Below are 20,136 nucleotides of genomic sequence, written 5' to 3'. Positions count from 1 at the left end.
GCTGTTTGCCCTATGCCTTGCCCGGTGCGGGCTTGTCCAACGCTTTGACCGCCTGCGCAGCCACGGGCTCGTCCATATGCTTGCGCAATTCATCGAGCGCCTGCGCGGTCAGCGCCGCGCGGCCGCGTGGACCGTTGAAATATTCCTGTATCCAGGGATGGTCGAGTTCCATCAGCTTCGGGACCGTATCCACCGCGATCACCCTCTTGTCTGCCAGCACCGCGACCCGGTCGCAAATCTCGTGCAGCGTATCCAGATCGTGGGTGATCAGAAACACGGTCAGGCCCAGGGTTTTCTGCAATTCCTTGGTCAGCTGGTCAAATGCCGCCGCGCCAATGGGGTCGAGACCCGCCGTCGGCTCGTCCAGAAACAACAGTTCAGGATCTAGCGCCAGCGCCCGCGCCAGACCTGCGCGTTTCTTCATCCCGCCCGACAGTTCGGACGGATATTTGTTCACCGCCGCTTCGGGCAGGCCCGACAGCTTGACCTTGTAGCGCGCAATTTCGTGCAGCAGGCTCTCCGACAATTCAGGATAGAACTGCTTGAGCGGCACCTGCACGTTCTCGCCCACGGTCAGCGTGGAGAACAGCGCGCCGCCCTGGAACAGGATGCCCCAGCGGTTGCGCACGCCAATGTCCGCATCGGGGTCGGAATCGGTCATTGACCGACCGAACACGTCGATATTGCCCGCAGCCGTATGTTGCAGCCCGATGATCGCGCGCATCAGCACTGATTTGCCGGTGCCCGATCCGCCGACCACACCCAGAATCTCGCCGCGCTTGACCTTCAGGTCCAGCCCGTCGTGGATCACCTGTTCGCCAAATGCCGTTTGCAGCCCTTCGACGACGATGGGATATTCACCGCGATAGCGCTGGTGGCGGCCCAGCGGCTGGCCCTGATCATCCTCGGCCATCAGCCCCACCCGATATTGGTGAAAAACACCGCGAAGAACGCATCGATCACGATCACTGCAAAGATCGCCGACACCACTGCCATCGTGGTGCGCAGCCCGACCTGTTCGGAATCGCCCTGCACCTGCATCCCGTGATAACAGCCAGCCAGGCCCACGATCAGGCCGAACACCGGCGCCTTGATCATCCCGACCCACAAATCGTAAACCGGCACCACTTCCTGAATGCGCACCAGAAAGGTCCAGAACGGAATGCCCAGCATCGCATCACCGACCACTGCGCCGCCGATGATCGACATGATCGAGGCGTAAAACCCCAGCACGATCATCATGAAAGTGCAGGCCAGCACGCGCGGGATCACCAAGGCAACCATGGGCGAAATGCCGATAGTGCGCATCGCGTCGACTTCTTCAGTCAGCTTCATCGTCCCGATCTGCGCGGCAAAGGCGCTGCCCGAACGGCCCGCGACCATGATCGCAGTCATCAGCACGCCCAGTTCGCGCAGGGTGATCCGGCCAACCAGATTGACCGTCAGAGTCTCCGCCCCGAATTGTTGCAGCTGCACCGCGCCCTGCTGGGCAATGACGATGCCGATCAGGAAGCTCATCAGGCCGATAATCGGCAGCGCCGACACGCCGACAAGCTCCAACTGATGGACCAGCGCCAGCCAGCGGAATTTGCGCGGGTGGCGGATTACAGAGCCAAACGCGATCAGCAGCGCGCCGAGAAAGCCGATAACGCCCCGCACACCCCGGCCCGCATTGAACACTTTCTCGCCCATCGCCTCGGGCACGCGGGTGGCAAAGGGCAGACGCGGGGCGGCGATTTCCTCTTCGTCAAAGTCTTCACCCAGCGCATTCATCAGTCGCTGCGCGCGTTCGCTGGCGCCGGTGATTTCAGCCGAATGCTGGCGCGACAGGCGGTTGGCGATCCATGCGCCAACCGTGTCGATTTCGGTCACTTGCGACACATCGATGGTGGCGATGGGGCCGTCCAGATCCTGCAAATCGTCTTCGACTGCGCCCACGGTCGACACCAGATAGGGGCCGGACAGGGTCAGCACCCCGCCCCCGTCGCCCCCCTGATCGAGCTCGTATTGCGCCAGTTCGTTCATCTACCCTGCGTATGCGGTGAAATTGGCCGGTAAACAAGCCGCTAGGCACAAGCGCGTTGCATCGCACAATACAGGCTGGCAAAGGCCGTGGCCCTATGGCCCAGGAACTTGACACCACCTTCGACCCCGCTGAAATCGAAGCGCGCTGGTACGCGCATTGGGAGCAGGAAGGGCTGTTTCGCCCGGCCCGGCCCGGCGCCGCGCCCTATACCATCGTCAACCCGCCGCCCAATGTGACGGGTAGTCTGCATATCGGCCACGCGCTCGACAATACGCTGCAGGATATCATGATCCGGTATGAACGGCTGCGCGGCAAGGATGCGCTATGGGTGGTTGGCACCGATCACGCAGGCATCGCCACGCAGATGGTGGTCGAACGCCAGTTGGAGGCACAGCAGGACAAGCGCACCAATTACAGCCGCGAGGATTTCATCGCCAAGGTCTGGCAGTGGAAAGAGGAAAGCGGCGGCACGATCACCCGCCAGCTGCGCCGCCTTGGCTGTTCGATGGACTGGAGCCGCGAACAATTCACGATGGACCCGCATTTCACCGATGCGGTGACCAAGGTTTTCGTCGATCTGCACAAGGACGGCCTAATCTACCGCGACAAGCGGCTGGTGAACTGGGACGTCAAGCTGAAGACCGCGATTTCCGATCTCGAGGTCGAAACCGTGGAGACCAAGGGCGGCTTCTGGCACTTCAAATATCCGCTGGCTGATGGTGTCATGACGGCAGAGGGCAAGGATCACCTCGTGGTCGCCACCACGCGGCCCGAAACCATGCTGGCCGATATGGCGGTGGCGGTGCACCCCGATGATGCGCGCTATGCCAGCGTGGTGGGCAAGGATATCCTCCAGCCGATCACCGGACGCCGCTTCAAGGTGATCACCGATGAACACGCCGATCCCGAACTGGGCAGCGGCGTGGTGAAGATCACTCCGGGCCACGATTTCAACGATTTCGAAGTGGGCAAACGCGCCGGGTTCAAACCGGGCGAGATGCTCAATATGCTCGATGGCAATGGCGATGTCTGCCAGACGGCGGACGGACTGGTGCCCGAAGAATTTCTCGGCCTGCACCGTTTCCGCCGCGACAAGGTCGATGGCGCGCGCGAATTGGTGGCGGCGCGGATGAACGCGCTTGGCTTCCTGATCCCGCACGTGACCAAAGACAAGAATGGCGAGGAAACGCAGGCCGATTTCGAGCCGCGCACCATCCAGACCCCCTTCGGCGACCGCGGCGGCGTGGTCATCGAACCGTGGCTGACCGACCAATGGTATGTCGATGCCGAAACACTGGCACAGGCCCCGATCAAGGCCGTGCGCGATGGCGATATCGAGATTGTTCCCAAAAGCTGGGAGAAGACATTCTTCAACTGGATGGAGAACATCCAGCCGTGGTGTGTCAGCCGCCAGCTGTGGTGGGGGCACCGGATACCGGCATGGTATGGACCGAAAAAAGACGCGTCCGGATTATATCTTGCGGCCTCCGAAGACGCTGCTGCATTTTCCCCAAAGGGCCAAATTCGCGCGATTTTAGACAAGCAACCTTTTGTCGCTGAGTCAGAAGACGACGCGCTTCAACAAGCCCGTGAATACTATGGAGACGGAATTGAAGTATTTATTGGTGATGGTGTTTTCAACCAGCACCGCGTGAGCATATCCCGCGACAATGACGTCCTCGACACATGGTTCTCCTCCGCGCTGTGGCCGTTTGCCACGCTCGGCTGGCCCGACAAAACCGACCTGCTCGACAAACACTACCCCAATGACCTGCTGATCTCCGGCTTCGATATCCTGTTTTTCTGGGATGCGCGGATGGCGATGATGGGACGGCATCTGACCGGCGAAAACCCGTGGAAGAAGCTGTATCTGCACGGTCTGGTGCGCGCGGCGGACGGGCAGAAAATGTCCAAATCCAAGGGCAATGTGGTCGATCCGCTGGGCCTGATCGACAAATATGGCGCCGATGCGCTGCGATTCTTCATGGCGGCGATGGAAAGCCAGGGCCGCGACATCAAGATGGATGACCGCCGGGTCGAAGGCTATCGCAATTTCGCCACCAAGCTGTGGAACGCTACCCGCTTCTGCCAGTCGAACGGCATCGGCGCGAGCGAGACACTGGCCGCGCCTGCCGCCAGCCACGCGGTCAATCGCTGGATCATCGGCGAAGTGGTGGAAACACAGGCCGCGCTGGACAAGGCGCTGGCCGATCTGCGCTTCGATGCTGCCGCCAACACCATCTACCACTTCGTGTGGGACCGGTTCTGTGACTGGTATATCGAACTGATCAAGCCGGGCGTGGGGGCAAATTTCGACGCCGAGACCAAGGCTGTTGCCGGGTGGGTGCTCGACCAGATTCTGGTCATGCTACACCCCTTCATGCCCTTCATCACCGAAGAGCTGTGGAATGCACAGGGCGACCGCGCGGATTACCCGCTGATCACCGCCAAATGGCCCGAGCCGGATGCCAAGGTTGACGCGCAGGCCAAGGCGGAAATCGACTGGCTGATCGGGCTGACCAGCGCGATGCGCGGGGCCAAGAACGAGCTTGGCATTTCTCCGGGTGTCAAACTGGCCGCATGGTGCCCAGCCCCCAGCGCGCTGGGCAAGTCAGTGATCGAGGCCAATGCGCCTGCGATCGAGCGGCTGGCGCGTCTCACCCCCATCCACTTCGCCGAAGCGCCCGCAGGCGCGGCGATGCAGATCGCAGCGGGGGACGATGCCTTCATCATTCCGCTGGAAGGCGTGGTCGATGTCGATGCCGAAAAGGCGCGGCTGAGCAAGGCGCTGGAGGCGTCGCGCAAAGAAGCCAAATCGCTCGACGGGCGGCTGTCGAATGCCAATTTCGTCGACCGGGCGAAGCCCGAAGCGGTCGAGAAAGCCCGCGCCGATCTGGCGCATCACAGCGCCGAAGTGGAGCGGATCGCAGCGGCCCTGACACGGCTGGGCTAAAGCCTCCCCCATGCGGGGAGGATTTTCCTACACGCCAAGCTTCAGGTATGGGCCGGATATGACTGCGAAATCGACCCGAAGCCCTGCGCGCCCCACCCCCGTGACTGTCACCTTGGGATTTCCGGTAATTTTGCACGTGGTTTCCAAGGTTTGCGTCATGTTGGGTATAGGTGACACGGTGTCACCTTTGTTACCTTCATTTGCAGGTGCACCATGCCGCTGATGCTTGCCACGCAGGCCCCCGGCGAAGCGGAGATTTTCGCGTCGGTACAGGGCGAAGGGCCGAGCGCGGGCCGCCCTTGTACTTTCCTGCGTCTGAGCCGCTGCAATCTTGCCTGCGTCTGGTGCGACACCGCTTACACCTGGCATTTTGATGGCGACGACCGGCCCCACCGCGATGGCGCGACTTTTGCCCGCAAGGCCAATCAGCTGTCTTTGGACGAGGCAGTGGTAGCCGGCCGCATCCGCGCCTTGGGCCAGGACCGGCTGGTGATCACCGGGGGCGAACCGCTGCTGCAGGCTGGCGCTTTGGCAAAGCTGCTTGAGCTGTTGCCTGATATCACGGTGGAGGTTGAAACCAACGGCACCACCGCCGCTCCGCCGCAGCTGGATGTCCGCATCGACCAGTTCAACGTCAGCCCCAAGCTGGCGCATTCGGGCAATCCGGCAGAGCTGGCGCTGCTGCCCGAGCGGCTGGACTTTTACGCCACCGACCCGCGCGCATGGTTCAAATTCGTGATCGCCTCACCCGCCGATGTGGACGAGGTGCTGGCGCTGGCCGAACGCTATCGCTTCCGCCCCGGCCATGTCTTCCTGATGCCCGAAGGCACCGAGAGCGAGACTTTGCGGACCCGCGAACAATGGCTCGCGCCGCTGTGTGTCGAGCACGGTTTTCGCCTGTCGGACCGCCTGCATATCCATCTGTTCGGAGATACCCGCGGAACGTGATCAGCCCTGCGAACGCCAGCGCTGGACGGTGCGCTGGACGATATCTTCCTCGCCGCCGGTCTTGTTCCACAGTTCGACAAAGCTGGGATCTTCGGATGCGGGACGCTTCGATTCTTCCAGATTGTCGAAGCTGACACGGATCGGAATGGCGACACCCTCGCCGCAGATGATGCACTCGCGGTTGCGCAAGGCGGGGATGGCATCAAGGAAGCCGCGTGCGCCTTCGGGCATGGCGGCTTTCACAAACGCCTGATCGCGGTCGTTGTTGAGGCGCATCGAAATGATCGTGCCACATTGCGACAAGACGCCTTCGGCAAGGTCGGACGGGCGCTGGGTAATCAGGCCAAGGCTGATGCCGTATTTGCGGCCTTCCTTGGCGATACGGCCCAGAATATTGCCAACGCTCGACCCGTCCGCATTGGCTTCGCTGGGCACGTAACGGTGCGCTTCTTCGCACACCAGCAGGATCGGCGTGGTGCGTTCCTCGCGGCCCCAGATGGCGAAATCGAAGACCAGCCGGCTAAGCACGGCAACCACGGTGGCGGTAATATCGGAGGGCACGCCCGACACATCTATGATCGAGATCGGCTTGCCATTCGACGGCATCCGGAAAATCTTGGAGATAAAGCTGGTCATCGTATCGGCGACCAGCATGCCGGAGAACATGAACTGGTAACGCGGATCGCCTTTCAGCTCCTCCAGCTTGTTCTTGATGCGCATGAACGGCGCAGACGACGTCGCCTTGTCCAGCTTGCCCATCTGGTTCTGGATTTCGTTCGACAGATCGGACAGCAGGTAAGGGATCGGCGAATCGACGGTAATCTTGCCCATCGTCTCGGCCAGTCGGCTTTTGCTGCGCGCGGCCAGCAGACACTTGGCCAGAATGTCGGCATCGACCTGGCGTTCATTGCCGTTGGAGGTCAGCAGGACCTCGCAATGCTCTTCGAAATTGAGCAGCCAATACGGCATCTGCAAGTTCGAAACATCAAGGATGACGCCGGTATTGCGAAACGCTGCCGAATATTCGCCATGCGGATCGATCATCACGATGTGACCCTCGGGCGCAGCTTCGCAAATGCGGTGCAGGATCAGCGCGGCGCTGGTCGATTTACCCGTGCCGGTCGAACCCAGCAGCGCGAAATGCTTGCCCAGCATCGCATCGATATAAATCCCGGCGCGGATGTCCTTGGTGGGATAGACCCGGCCAATCGTCACCGCACTGCGGCCATCGCTGGCATAGACCTGTTTCAGATCGAGTGTGCTGGCGGGATAAACCATCGCGCCAGGCACTGGATAGCGGGTAACACCGCGGCGGAAACCGTGGAGCTTGCCGGTCAGCTTCTCCTCAACGCCTTCGCCGAGGAAATCGATATTGGCGACAATGCTGCCAGCTTTGCGGTCCTGTTTCTGATTGCGCACGCTGGCGAGCAGCCAGCTGTTGCCGACGCGGATCTTGATCTGGCTGCCGACCTGACCTGCCATCGCAATGGAGGGGTCTTCGTCGGTCATGCATTCGTTGAGCCGTTGCAGATCAATCGCGATTTGCGACCCTGCACCAGAAATTTCGAGCACCACCCCAAGGGGTTGGCCAGCATTGTCGCTGAGCGCGACAGGAGCTTCATCGGCTTCAGCTTCAGGCTCTGGCGAGGGCGTAGCCACCGGCGGCGGTGCAGGCGCTTCGGCAGCGGGCTGCGGCGCGGGTTCAGCCACTGGCTGCGGTGCCTGTTCAGCGACCTGCTCCGGCTGCTCCGACGGGGCAGGAGCGGGCTGGTGGACATAGCCCGATGTCGAGGGCTGCCCGGCGCTATGCGCCTGTTCGGAACGCTTGATCCGGTCGCGCAGACTGTTGCCGCGCGGCTGCGGTGGTTCGGCGCCAGCCTCCTTGGCCGGGTCGAAAGTTCGGAAGTTCTGATTGCCCATATCGGTCATGATGTCGCCTGGATCCCCGTTCGCACATGCGTGCTGATCTCAGCGTTTCCTGCCCGAAAGCGGTTAAGATGTGGTCAATGATAGTTTGCACCGATCGCTCAGATCATCGCAAAGAAGCGTCCTGCGGCCCAGCCCATCCCCACCGACAACATTACTGCGATCAGCCCGTAGGCCAGTGCATAATTCTGCGAACTGTCAGTAATAAACCGGTCAAAACCGACCTTGCGCACCTCAACCTCGGCCAGTGCGGAGGCGATGACGCGGCCCCGGCTGACGGCAAAAGTTTCGGCGGTATAAGTGCCCGTCGTCACGCTGGACGGCAGACTGATCCGCGCCTGATACAGCACATTTTCGCGGATTTGCACGCCCTGCGGGTCTTCCTTGTAAAGGTCCTGCCGCTCGCGCAGATCGACCAGACCGGCGGCAAAGCGCTGCTGTTCCTCGGTGTCGATCACACCGCTTGGGCTGAGCTGGATATAGCTGGTCCCGAATTCATAGATCGCAGCGGTCTTTTCATCGACAATCTCGCCAATCGGCCGCGATGCCGCCACGGCGAAGAATGCCGGAGCCGAGCGAAAGTCGGTGCTGTCGGCATTCATCCATACACCTGCGAACCGTTCTTTTTCGCGCAGGCGAATTGGCTGCGACGGCCCCTTCAACACCACGATAATGTCGTAATCCTGACCTGCCCGCTGCCCGCGCGGATCGAGGATCGCGCCGAACAGCAGCAGCTCGGTCCCGGTAAAGCCCTGGCGAACCTGAACCTCGTGCTGCGAAACATCGGGCACCAGAATGGGATCGCGCTGGCCCATCAGCAAGACCGCAAACAGGATCAGCCAGAGATGTTTCATAGCGGCGATATCGTGTAAATTTCCTCGGGCTGATAAAACAGACCAAGGAACATCCGAAAGGCGATCACCAGAACAATCGCCGCCAGCACCAGCCGCAAGGCATCCGGCTTGACCTTCACGGCCAATTGCGAGCCGATTTGCGCGCCCGTCACCGATCCCAGCAGCAGCAGAACGACCAGCACGATATCGACCGATTTGGTGGTCAGCGAGTGCATCATGGTGGTCGAAATTGTCACGAACAATATGTTGAACAGGCTGGTGCCGACCACAACATTTGCGCTCATACCCAGAATATACAGCATGGCGGGGACGAGGATAAAGCCGCCGCCGACGCCCATCAGCATCGTCAAAGTTCCCACCGCAATCCCGACGATAAACGGTGCGAGCGGCGAGATATACAGGCCAGACCCGTAAAACCGCCAGCGCATCGGCAGCGAAGCCACCAGCGGGTGATGCCGCCGCCGCGCCGCCTGTTTGGCGGCGCCAGTGCCGCGCAGCACCTGAATCGATTCGCGCGCCATTAACAGACCGATGGTGCCCAGCAGGACGACATAGAGCCCGCTGATAACCACATCGATCTGACCGATGGAGCGGAAGAAGCGAAACAGCAGCGCACCGATGCCCGCGCCAAATACGCCGCCCGCCACCAGTACCGCACCCATGCGGTAATCCACCCCGCCGCGATTGCCATGCGCGATCACGCCGGTTACGCTGGCACCTGTGACCTGGGTGGAGGCCGATGCTGCCGCCACAGTGGGCGGAACTCCGTAGAAAATCAGCAGCGGTGTGGTCAGAAACCCGCCGCCCACACCGAACAGGCCGGACAGGATTCCCGTCAGCCCGCCCAGCGCGACGATCCACAGTCCGTTGACGGACAGGTTCGCGATGGGGAGATAGACGTCCATTCCAGCCGCCCTATCCCAGCATGGCCTCCGCGCAAAGCGTGCGCTTTCAGAAGCCGGTCGAAAGCGTCAGCGCAACACCCGATGCGGGCCGTGCTTCACCCGCAATCCGCAGCCGGTAATCGACAGACAGCCGCGCAGGCATCGGCCCCAGTGCAACATCGACCGATATGGTCGGTCCAACGTCCAGTCGGGCGGCTCCGCGCTGCGCCCCGCCCCAGACACCGCCGCCTGCGCGTACCGCAGCCAGATCGAACCGCGCGACCGCGTGATCGGCAATCAGCTGACCATCGGCAAACGCAGTGGTATCGCGGCCGCCGACATAGCCCGCCTGAGCATAACCCCGCGCCTCCAGCCCCTTTAGCACCGGCGTCCGGTCGAAGCCTGAAGTAACCATCGCTGCGGGCCGCAATTCCACTCCGCCAATGTTCTGGCGTACGCGGACTTCCGCGTGGAAGGTGGCCGGAATGGCCGCGACCGGACGGGCTCTCAGGCCAATCGCTGCTTCGGTATCGGCGATGTTCGAAAGCCCGCGCCCAAGCCGCATATAGGCCTGGGCAGAGCTGCCGCCCGGAGCCAGCCGGAAGGCCAGCACTGCGCCCGCCTGACTGCCGCCATAACCCGCAGGCTGCGCGCCTTCGCCATCAATACGCGCGCCGCCCGGCCGCCATAGCAGCCATGCATCTGCTTGCCAGCGAGAGTGTTGCAGTGCTGTAAAAATGGGGTTGGCTGGCTGCGCCGTGGTTGGTTGAGAATTGCCGGTAAGCGCCGCGGCACCGCGATCAATCACGGCGGCAACGCTTGTGGGCATTGGCAGGGCAGCCATGCCCGCCATCCAGATCAGACTGTGCCCCGCCGCGCTGCGATTGGCGGCAAACAATTCCTCTTCGGCTGGGGTAATGGCTGCCTCGCGTGCCGGAGTGATCGCACGTTCGGGCGCGGCGAGCAGTGGCGGTAGCGTCTGAGCGTTGTGATTCGGCGCATCTGCTGGGCGCCTCGCGGCGATGGGCTCGCGAATTTTCGCCAATGCAGGCTCGCTCGCTGCAATCAGTGACAGTGGCTGATTCAGCGCAGCGGGCCACGGCGTCTCCCAGATCGCCAGCCGCAACCCGGCCCAGCCCAGCAGCAGCATGGCAAAGAAGAAAACGGGCTGGCCCCGCCTCGCCGATCTGATTGTCATGCAAGCAACTCCGCATCGCGCGACAAGGCGGGGTGGTCACGGTGTTCGGTTTTGTCCCACACCACTGGTGCGCCGCGCAATGTGGACAGATAGGCGCTCAGCGCGCGGCGCCCCGCCATGATCGCTATGATGTTTGAGATGAACATGCGGGGGATTGCCCGCAAACCTTCGGCAACCCCATATTCGCGCCCGGTAAACACCGCGCGCATGATAAATCGCCACGCCAGGGCGACAATGTTGAACGCCAACAGCCCCTCGACCAGCGGCGACAGCGGGGGTGGTTCGATCAATCCGGCATTGCTTGCCAGCAGGCCGATAAAAGTCGTGGCGACCAGCATATAGGCAATCGCCAGCAAGATAGCGGCGAGCGGCCCGCGCCGGTCGCGCAATTGCATCCACTGGCTGATCGCGCCGCCGCTCCAGCCCAGCCGGTCCCAGCTTTGCAGCGCGATCCCGTGCATCCAGCGTGTCTTCTGGCGCACCGCCACCGATAGCTGCGCAGGGAAATAAGCGCGGGTGGCGATCAGACGGCCATCTGCTGCGCGCGCCCTGAGGAAGTGGCTGGAGCCGCCCAGCGCCGCGATGCGGAAGCCCAGCTCGTAATCCTCGGTCAGCGATTCGCGGGCGAACGGGCCATCGCCGCGCGCCTTGCGATCGAGCGTGCCCAGCATGGTGCGCGCAATCGCACTGCCTACCCCCGCACCCGGCAGCGCGGCACCCAACGCGCCGCGAACCACCATTGTCTTGCCATGCGCCTCGGCAAATTCGTCGGAATAATGCGAAGCGATCCAGCGCGATCCGCCTTGCGGCAAGGCCAGCACGGGCAACTGGATGAAGTCGGCGTGCCACAGCGCCTGATCCATCGCGGCGAGACCCGCCGGGTCCACCATGTCTTCGGCATCATGCAGCACCACCATGCGCGCCAGCTCTCCGCTACGCGCCTCATCCTCGCACAGCGCGGCATAGAGCCGGTTCAGACAATCCGCCTTGCTGGTGGGGCCTTGTGCTGCGTGGATCACCACCCGCACCCGCACATCGCCGCGTGCAGCCACCATCGCAGAGGCGATGGTGTGCGGATCATTGCGGTAGCAGCCGACATAGATCGTCATCTCCGCGTGCTGCCAAACCGTCAGTGCATGCGAGATCGTGGGACCGATGACCGCAGATTCCTGCCAGGCAGGAATAAATACCGCCGCCCTGCCCGCCAGCCTTGCACTGCCCCAGTCGCTATCCTCGAGTTTCGGCGTGCGCGCCTTGCCGGTCAGGCGCAGCCAGAAATAGCTGCAATCGACAACCAGTTCGTCCAGCGCGCCAAGCGCAAAGAAGCAGGCCGCGAACAGCAACAGCTCGTATTGGGCCACGAGCAACCACTCTGCGGCACTGAATTGTACTGCTGGCAACACGACCCTCCCCCCAATTGCCTTGGTAACGCGCGGATTGGCCCCTTGCAACGCAGCACATTATGCGAAAGAGAGCGTCCGCATAATGACCCAGCGCCCATCAGCTTTCCAGATCGTCTTCGCCCCCGTCCGCGCGCTGTTCGTCAGCGACGCTTCGGCAGGCATCCTCCTGATCCTTGTGGCTGCTGCGGCCATGCTGGTGGCAAACTCTCCGCTGGCAGGAACTTACGAACATCTGTTCCACGGGGCGATGTTCGACAAGAGCGTGTTCAAGCTCAACAATCTGCATCTGTGGATCAACGACGGGCTGATGGCGATCTTCTTCTTCGTCGTCGGTCTGGAAGTGAAACGCGAGTGGATCGAGGGACAGCTATCCACCGTGCAACAACGCCGTCTGCCGATCCTGGCGGCAGTCGCCGGGATGGCGGTTCCTGCGGCTTTCTATATCTTCGTGGTAGGCGGTGACCCAGCATTGACGCGAGGCTGGGCGATCCCGGCTGCCACCGACATCGCTTTCGCGATGGGCGTGCTGGGCCTGCTGGGCAACCGCGTGCCGGCATCTTTGCGGCTGTTCCTGCTGACCGTGGCGATCGTTGACGACATCGGCGCGGTGCTGGTGATTGCGGTGTTCTATACCAGCGGGATCAAGCTGGCATGGCTGGTTGGTGCATTGATCGTCACTGGCATCATGTTCGCGCTCAACCGGATGAAGGTCACCAGCGTCTGGCCGTTCCTGTTGCTGGCGGCGGTCCTGTGGTTCTTTGTGCTCAACACCGGCGTGCACGCCACCATCGCTGGAGTTGTGGCCGCGCTGACCATTCCCATGGTCGGACAGAATGACGATACCATGCTGGAAAATCTGGAGCATGGTCTGGCCCCGTGGAGCGCCTATCTGATTGTCCCTATCTTCGGCTTTGCCAATGCCGGTGTCCCGCTGGCGGGTATGGGGCTTGCCGGGATTCTTGCGCCGCTGCCGCTGGCGATTGCGACGGGTCTGTTCCTTGGCAAACAGGTCGGGATTTTCGCCGCGATCTGGATTGCCGACAAACTGCGCTTCGCACCGCGGCCCGATGAGGCCAATTGGGTCGAAATCTGGGGCATTTCCATCCTGTGCGGGATTGGTTTTACCATGTCGCTGTTCATCGGCGAGCTGGCCTTCCCGGGGCAGCGCCTGCTGATCGATGAGGCTAAGATTGGTACATTGCTGGGCTCGATGATTTCGGCGCTGGTGGGTTACACCATCCTGCGCCTGTCGACACCGCATCCCGACGATCCGCGCGCGCCGGGGACCTGACCCGCGGCGCGCTTGCTGCGCTGATTACCAGCTGCTGCTATTCGCCATGCTGACCCACGGTTCAGCAGGCGGAAGATTACCGTCCTGAAGCAATTCGACCGAGACCCCGTCAGGCGTCTTGACGAATGCCATGTGTCCATCACGCGGCGGGCGGTGGATAATATGTCCGGCGTCCTGCAAACGCTGGCAAGTTTCGTAAATATCATCGACCCGGTACGCCAGATGGCCAAAATTGCGTCCGCCGGAATATTCTTCAGGGGCGCTGCCATCCTCGGGCGGCCAATTGTGCGTTAGCTCGACCTCGGCCACGCCCTCCTGTCCCGGCGCAGCCAGAAAGATCAGCGTAAAGCGTCCCTGCTCCACATCGACGCGGCGAACCTCTTCCAGCCCGATCAATTTGAAGAACGCCACGGTAGCATCGGGATCGGTGACGCGGATCATACTGTGCAGAAATTTGGTCAAGGCAACTCCATTCATCGACATTAAAGCACGGTTCAGCGGCAGCGTGCCAGATGTAACGCCATCGGGTCGCCCCCAGTAAGGAGCCGTGATCATGTCCGCCACAACTCGCCAAACCGCAACCGGTGCCCCGTCTCTGCCCCACGACCACAGTTTGCGGCGCTGGCTGGGCAGCGCCGCGATCCTGTCATTGGGCCTGATGGTCGGAGGGTTTGTCATGGGTGACGGGCTCGTCCGCATGAAAGCGGCAGAGCGCAGCGTTACTGTGCGCGGGCTGGCCGAACGCGACGTGATCGCCGATCTGGCGGTCTGGACAATCTCCTATGCCTCCACCCGCACCGACCTGCAAAGTGCGCAGGCGGATACCGACCGCGACAGCGCGGCGATCAAACGGTTCTTTGCAGAACTGGGTTTCCCCGCAGAACAGCTTACCCCCGCCGGCATCAATGTGTCGAACTACACCGATGATGGCGTGACCTATTACACCGTGCGCCAGCGCATGGTGCTGCGCACCACCGATATCGAGCGGGCACAGCAGGCGGTGCGCCGCCAGGCAGAGCTGGTGCGTAGCGGCGTGGTTCTGGAAGACGGGTCAGGCATCAATTATACCTTCACCGCTCTCGACACCGTCAAACCCGAGATGGTGGCGCAGGCCACCCGCGATGCGCGCAAGGCCGCCGAACAATTCGCCAAGGACAGCGGTGCCGATGTCGGCAGCATCCGCAAGGCGACGCAGGGTTATTTCTCGATCGACGCCCGCGATGGTGAGGCGGGTGGATGGGGTGTGGGCGACACGCCCTTTAAGAAGGTGCGCGTGGTGACCACCGTCGATTTCGCGCTCGACTGAAAGGCCGGGGGCGCAGCACTGCTACGCCCCCGAACATGGTTCAGAAGCTGGCTGACAGTGTGGCAACGACCGTATCTTCGGTGAAGCCGTCAATGGCTGGCCCCTCGACGCCGACGTAGGCGACACTGAGTTCGAACATGCCGAGCGTAGCGGCAGCGCCGAGAGACCAATCCAAGCCCGTATCATCTCCCGTGCCCGCCAATAACGGCGGAGCCAGCGTCCCGTCAGTAAAGCCGAGATGCGCATTGAGCGTGAGCGGGGTCGTGGGAATTCCGACGCCAAGGTCGGTGTAAAGATACAGATTATCGCTGCCGCCCAGCGAATCCTGCTTCCAGGCATAAGCAGCGCCAACAGTCGCCTCGGCCGGGCCAAAGGTGAAGCCGAGCGAAGCGTATGGTTCGAAATAATCGGTATCCAGCCCAAGGTCTTCGGTCGGATAAAGATAATACAACAGGCCCGTATCGACCGTCAGCCCGGGTGCGACTTCGCCGCTCCACCCGCCATACAGGTCAAGTTCCAGATCGCCATAAGCGCCGGTGCCGCCATCATCGATGCTGGACGCCCAGGTACCGGCATAAAATCCGCTGTCATGCGAGACATCGAAACCGCCCTGAATCGCAGGATCGCCGCCCGACAGCGAAACCCCGCGAAAGCGGTAATCGCTGGTAATCGCAGCATTGGCGGACAAGGTTATCGGTCCCGCAGAGGCGCCATCGCCATCGACTTCATCGGCGGGGTTGGCGGTTTGCGCGAGCGCTGGCACGGAAAGAAACAGACCCGACGCAGCGAGTGTTGCGGCGGTAAAGCCGCGAAAGGACGTGAGCATTACAGACTCCTGATTGAGTGTCGCTTCGTCCCGCCTGCAAATCGGCGCGGCCCACATTATCTGATGGGTTCCTGCTGCTGATCTGGGAATATTCGTGCTCCATTTCGCACCGACACGCAAGATCGCCACGACGTTTGTTCGCAATTGCAGCATTAGCGTGTCTTTTTCGCAACTGCACAATATTCACTTATGGCTCATCGGTTGCCCGCTAGGGCGCAGTCACCTATCTGCAATTGTGCAACTCAGGCCCTTATCCAGCAGTCCCCACATGATCCGCCCGCTTCGAAATTTCTTCCGGCCCGAACGGCCCCAGCGCCGCATCGCGCGCGTCCCCGATGGTACGCGCCATTATATCGTGGGCGATATCCATGGCCGGCTCGATGTGTTCAACGCATTGCTCGTTGCCATCGACGAAGATGACGCGGCAAGCGGCGCTGCGGAAACGACACTGGTGCTACTGGGCGATCTGGTCGATCGCGGCCCCGAAAGCGCAGGAGTGATCGCGCGCACTATGGCGCTTGGCAAGCAGCGCACGCTGCGCTGCATCGCTGGCAATCACGAGGAAATGTTCCTCGAAAGCTTCGACGATACGGAAATGCTGCGCCACTTCGTCAAACACGGCGGCCGCGAAACCATTCTCAGCTACGGTTTGGACCGCGCGACCTATAACAAGCTGACAATCGCCGAATTGCAACAGGAACTGATCCGCGTCGTCCCGCAGGACCACCGCGACTTCCTGAGCGGGTTTGAAGATGTCATCATCATCGGCGATTATGTGCTGGTCCATGCCGGTATCGATCCGCGCCGCCCGCTGGAGGAACAGCGCACTGGCGATCTGAGATGGATCCGCGAGCGGTTTCTGAAGCACACCGAACCCTTCAGCCATGTCGTGGTTCACGGGCACACGATCTTCGAAGAAGTCGAGAACCGCGAACACCGGATCGGCATCGACACGGGCGCTTTTCGCACCGGACGCTTGACCGCGCTTGTGCTTGAGGGCGATAGGCGGCGCACCATACAAGCGGTCGAAACCGACGGGACGATCGGCATCGAAAAGGCGGAGGCGGAATGAAAATCGCAATGGTTGGGTCAGGCTATGTCGGCCTGGTATCGGGTGCGTGTTTCGCTGATTTCGGACACGATGTGGTGTGTATCGACAAGGATCAGTCGAAGATCGACCGGCTGCATGACGGCGTCATGCCGATTTACGAGCCCGGTCTGGCCGAGCTGGTCGGCGCCAATGTGCGCGCCGGGCGGCTGACCTTCACCACCACTCTGGCGGCGGGCATCAAGGACGCCGACGCGATCTTTATCGCAGTGGGCACCCCCAGCCGCCGCGGCGACGGGCACGCCGATCTGTCCTATGTCTATGCCGTAGCCAAGGAAATTGGCGAGCATCTAGCGAATGACGCAGTGATCGTCACCAAATCCACAGTCCCCGTCGGCACCGGCGACGCGGTCGAGCGCATCCTGCAGGACAGCGGCAACAGCCACCGCTTTGCTGTGGTCTCGAACCCCGAATTCCTGCGCGAAGGGGCCGCTATCGGCGACTTCAAGCGCCCAGACCGTATCGTAATCGGTGCTGAAGACGAATTTGGCCGCGACATCATGCGCGAAGTGTACCGCCCGCTATTCCTCAACGAGGCCCCGATCCTGTTCACCGGACGGCGCACCAGCGAGCTGATCAAATACGCCGCCAATGCCTTCCTCGCCACCAAGATCACTTTCATCAACGAAATGGCCGATCTGTGCGAAAAGGTCGGGGCGGATGTTCAGGATGTCAGCCGGGGAATCGGCATGGACAACCGCATCGGCGCAAAATTCCTCCATGCCGGACCCGGTTATGGCGGCAGCTGCTTTCCCAAGGATACGCTGGCGCTGCTCAAAACCGCCGAAGATTATGACAGTCCCACGCGGATCGTGGAGGCGGTGGTGAAGACCAATGAAAGCCGCAAGCGCGCGATGGGCCGCAAGGTGCTCGACGCGATTGGCGGCGCGGAAACTGCGCGCGGCAAGAAGGTCGCATTGCTGGGTCTGACGTTCAAACCCAATACCGACGATATGCGCGATTCGCCTGCCATTGCCATTGCACAAACGCTGGTCGATGCGGGGGTGAACGTGGCGGCTTATGATCCTGAAGGCATGGCACTGGCGCAGCCGCTGATGCCCGAGGTTGCGATGCAGGATGATCCCTACGCCGCGATTGCAGATGCCGATGCCATTGCCATCGTCACCGAATGGGATGCCTTCCGCGCGCTGGATTTGCGGCGGGTCAAGGACATTGCCAAGGCGCCAGTACTGGTCGATCTGCGCAACATCTACCGGCCCGAGGATGTCCGCGCGCTGGGCTTCGACTATATCAGCGTCGGCCGCAGCTGATCCGGCGGTGTCAGGGGCCAGGCATAGCGCCCGGCCCCTGTGCCCCATTGTTTACTTGGCGCCGAGTTCCTTCACCAGTGCGGGCGCCGGATAGATATTCTCGAGCGCTTCCTGCACTGCGTCGGTCGACACCACGACTGTGCGGTTTAGTTTGCCGTCATAACCGTAATTGCCGCCCAGCGAGTGGATGTTGCCGTCAAAGGCTGCGCCGATCACGGTGCCATCCTTGTCGATCACGGGTGAGCCGGAATTGCCGCCGATGATGTCGTTGGTGGTCACGAAATCATAGGCTGCGGCCATATCGATCTTGTCCTGATTCGCCGCAAAACCCGGCGCGACATCGAACGGTGCATTGCCGGTCGCGCGTTCGAATGTGCCGCCCATCGTGGTGGCGATCGGCACCATATTGCCGCGTTCTTCCCAGCCCTTCACCTGACCATAGCTGATCCGCAAAGTGAACGTCGCATCGGGATACAGGCTGTCGCCATAGGCAGCGAAGCGCGCATCGGCCAGCTTGCCCCCGGCAATCGCCAGCGGGCCGGAATAAGCCTCGTCGCTCATCTTATCGAGCGCGCGCTGGCGGTCCGAAAGCCTGAGCGCATATTGGATCATCGGATCGTCCGAAGCTTCAATCGCGGCCAGTCCGCCATCCCACAGCGCCTTGCGCACTGCCGGATCGGCCAGTTGGGTGCCGTTCACCAGACGCTCTGACAGTTGCTCGGGGCTTTCCTTGCCCAGCAGCAGCTTGCTGTCCGCATCATCCACGCCCAGATATTCGCGGGCCTTGGACAGGCTCCAGCCCATCATCAGCTCGTCGAGCCAGGGATAGACTGGCGCATCATCCAGCAGGCGCTTTTCGGTCAGCGGCAAGGCACTGTCGGTATAGCCCCGCAGCCGTTCGCCATTGGGCTTGACCCGCTCCTGTGCGGCAAACACCAGCGTCGACGCGTATCCGTATAGGCTGCCCGAAGGCTGGGTGAATCGCAGCGGCAGGTACAGCGAACGGTATTCGCTGACCGCGGCATCGACATCCGCCCACGGATCGCCAAGGTCGCTATTGCCGGCACTTTTAGCGCGCAGAGCAAGTTCGGCATCGGCAAGCTTCTTGGTGAAAGCCGGATCATTCAACGCTTTGACGCGGCCGATATAGACCTTGAGGCTGTTCTCGATCCCGCCCAGCGTGTCGAGCCCTTCGCGCTCACGTTCCGCGTTCTGGTCCATCGCGGTGATCAACCGGCCGCGCAGCTCGGACAGCACGGTCAGCGTGATCGGCAACCGGACTTCACGTTCGAACGCCAGCTGGCTTTGCGTGTAAAGACGGCTGGTCGAACCGGGGTTGCCCACCACAAATGTCGCCTCGCCAGCCTTGGGAGCACGCGGGTTCCATTTCAGATGCTTGGGCGTCTTGACCGGTTGGCCGTTTTCATAAGCGCGCAGGAAGCTGGCATCCATCGAGTAACGCGGAAAATTGAAATTGTCGGGATCACCGCCAAAGGTCGCCGCGCGGTCTTCCGGCGACCAGGCAAGCCGCACATCGGAATATTTGCGATAGCTGTACAGCTTGTACTGCCCGCCGCCGAACAGCGTCACCACCTGACAGCGCGTTGTCGCCGTGTCGGGGCAGCCCGCCGATTCGATCTCGGCGATCTTGGCATTGCGCGCCTTGGTCAGCGCCTCGCCGGTCAGGCCGGTGAAGGTCGCTTTGATATCATTGGTGACATCGGTGATCCGGGTCATAACCTCGGCCTGCTGGCCGGGGCATTTCAGCTCCTCGTCACGGCGGTTCGCGACGTGTCCCTTGTCGAGATAATCCATCGCCGCCGTCGAATTGTCGAACAGGCAGGACGCCACACAGTGATGATTGGTCAGGATCAAGCCCTCGGGCGAAACGAAACTGGCCGAACAGCCGCCGGTCAACCGCACCGCACCGGACTTCACGCGGTCCAGCCATGCCTGATCAGGTGCCCAGCCGTAATCGGCCCGCATCTTGTCGGCGGGGAAGCTGTCGAAGGTCCACATCCCCTCGTCCGCGCTGGCAGGGGCGGCCATTACTAGCCCCCCGGCCAGAAGTGCGGCGGATGCAAATTTGGTGGTGCGTGTCATGGCTTTTCTCTCCTCAAACCCTATGCGCGGCCTTGTTTC

At 61.8% G+C, this 20,136-nt stretch carries 16 protein-coding genes; 6 read left to right on the top strand and 10 right to left on the bottom strand.

Annotated features, from left to right (window positions below; translation table 11 throughout):
• Nucleotides 1-10: 10 nt before the first annotated feature.
• A complete protein-coding gene (locus FEV51_RS04795) occupies nt 11-913 on the bottom strand; it encodes an ABC transporter ATP-binding protein (protein ID WP_138616514.1) in 903 nt (300 codons plus the stop codon).
• Nucleotides 913-2,025 (bottom strand): ABC transporter permease, encoded by a 1,113-nt coding sequence (locus tag FEV51_RS04790; protein WP_138616512.1) that lies wholly within the window; start codon nt 2,023-2,025, stop codon nt 913-915. Before FEV51_RS04790 ends, FEV51_RS04795 begins: the two co-directional genes overlap by 1 nt.
• Nucleotides 2,026-2,120: 95 nt before the next feature.
• Here FEV51_RS04790 and FEV51_RS04785 point away from each other — a divergent pair, with 95 nt between their 5' ends.
• A complete protein-coding gene (locus FEV51_RS04785) occupies nt 2,121-4,979 on the top strand; it encodes a valine--tRNA ligase (RefSeq protein WP_138616510.1) in 2,859 nt (952 codons plus the stop codon).
• A gap of 213 nt (nt 4,980-5,192) precedes the next feature.
• A complete protein-coding gene (locus FEV51_RS04780; RefSeq protein ID WP_138616508.1) occupies nt 5,193-5,927 on the top strand; it encodes a 7-carboxy-7-deazaguanine synthase QueE in 735 nt (244 codons plus the stop codon).
• Here the strand turns inward: FEV51_RS04780 and FEV51_RS04775 are convergent, their stop codons facing one another.
• The 5 genes from FEV51_RS04775 to FEV51_RS04755 all read right to left on the bottom strand — a co-directional run bounded on the left by FEV51_RS04775 (nt 5,928) and on the right by FEV51_RS04755 (nt 12,192).
• On the bottom strand, nt 5,928-7,856 hold the full coding sequence (locus tag FEV51_RS04775) for an ATP-binding protein (protein WP_246034447.1): 1,929 nt from the start codon (nt 7,854-7,856) through the stop codon (nt 5,928-5,930).
• 98 nt (nt 7,857-7,954) lie between these two features.
• Nucleotides 7,955-8,707 (bottom strand): TIGR02186 family protein, encoded by a 753-nt coding sequence (locus tag FEV51_RS04770; protein ID WP_138616506.1) that lies wholly within the window; start codon nt 8,705-8,707, stop codon nt 7,955-7,957.
• On the bottom strand, nt 8,704-9,612 hold the full coding sequence (locus tag FEV51_RS04765; RefSeq protein WP_138616504.1) for a sulfite exporter TauE/SafE family protein: 909 nt from the start codon (nt 9,610-9,612) through the stop codon (nt 8,704-8,706). Before FEV51_RS04765 ends, FEV51_RS04770 begins: the two co-directional genes overlap by 4 nt.
• Before the next feature lie 46 nt (nt 9,613-9,658).
• Nucleotides 9,659-10,789: a hypothetical protein gene (locus tag FEV51_RS04760; protein WP_138616502.1), complete on the bottom strand. Its 1,131-nt coding sequence runs from the start codon at nt 10,787-10,789 to the stop codon at nt 9,659-9,661.
• Entirely contained in the window at nt 10,786-12,192 is a 1,407-nt protein-coding gene (locus tag FEV51_RS04755; protein WP_342773729.1) for a glycosyl transferase family protein, read from the bottom strand. Before FEV51_RS04755 ends, FEV51_RS04760 begins: the two co-directional genes overlap by 4 nt.
• Nucleotides 12,193-12,274: 82 nt before the next feature.
• Between FEV51_RS04755 and nhaA the strand changes: the two genes are divergently transcribed.
• Nucleotides 12,275-13,483, top strand: a complete 1,209-nt coding sequence (nhaA, locus tag FEV51_RS04750) for a Na+/H+ antiporter NhaA (protein WP_138616498.1) — start codon at nt 12,275-12,277, stop codon at nt 13,481-13,483.
• A 24-nt stretch (nt 13,484-13,507) separates the two neighbouring features.
• On the opposite strand, the gene FEV51_RS04745 is transcribed toward nhaA, so the two are convergent.
• The gene (locus tag FEV51_RS04745; RefSeq protein ID WP_138616496.1) at nt 13,508-13,945 is read right to left on the bottom strand and encodes a VOC family protein; all 438 of its coding nucleotides are present in this window, start codon (nt 13,943-13,945) and stop codon (nt 13,508-13,510) included.
• Nucleotides 13,946-14,036: 91 nt separating this feature from the next.
• On the opposite strand from FEV51_RS04745, the gene FEV51_RS04740 reads away from it, so the two are divergent.
• Nucleotides 14,037-14,789, top strand: coding sequence for an SIMPL domain-containing protein (locus FEV51_RS04740; RefSeq protein ID WP_138616494.1), 753 nt, complete (start codon nt 14,037-14,039; stop codon nt 14,787-14,789).
• Between the two features lie 40 nt (nt 14,790-14,829).
• On the opposite strand, the gene FEV51_RS04735 is transcribed toward FEV51_RS04740, so the two are convergent.
• On the bottom strand, nt 14,830-15,615 hold the full coding sequence (locus FEV51_RS04735; RefSeq protein ID WP_138616492.1) for a TorF family putative porin: 786 nt from the start codon (nt 15,613-15,615) through the stop codon (nt 14,830-14,832).
• 268 nt (nt 15,616-15,883) lie between these two features.
• Between FEV51_RS04735 and FEV51_RS04730 the strand changes: the two genes are divergently transcribed.
• Nucleotides 15,884-16,687, top strand: coding sequence for a metallophosphoesterase family protein (locus FEV51_RS04730; RefSeq protein WP_138616490.1), 804 nt, complete (start codon nt 15,884-15,886; stop codon nt 16,685-16,687).
• Nucleotides 16,684-17,994, top strand: a complete 1,311-nt coding sequence (locus FEV51_RS04725) for a UDP-glucose dehydrogenase family protein (protein WP_138616488.1) — start codon at nt 16,684-16,686, stop codon at nt 17,992-17,994. Before FEV51_RS04730 ends, FEV51_RS04725 begins: the two co-directional genes overlap by 4 nt.
• 51 nt (nt 17,995-18,045) lie before the next feature.
• On the opposite strand, the gene FEV51_RS04720 is transcribed toward FEV51_RS04725, so the two are convergent.
• Nucleotides 18,046-20,097: a S46 family peptidase gene (locus FEV51_RS04720; RefSeq protein ID WP_138616486.1), complete on the bottom strand. Its 2,052-nt coding sequence runs from the start codon at nt 20,095-20,097 to the stop codon at nt 18,046-18,048.
• Nucleotides 20,098-20,136 lie beyond the last annotated feature (39 nt).

The organism is Qipengyuania marisflavi (genome assembly GCF_005884405.1).
Taxonomy (GTDB): Bacteria; Pseudomonadota; Alphaproteobacteria; order Sphingomonadales; family Sphingomonadaceae; genus Qipengyuania; species Qipengyuania marisflavi.
The sequence above is the reverse complement of the archived record's forward strand: the minus strand, read 5'-3'. Positions and strand labels throughout refer to the sequence as shown.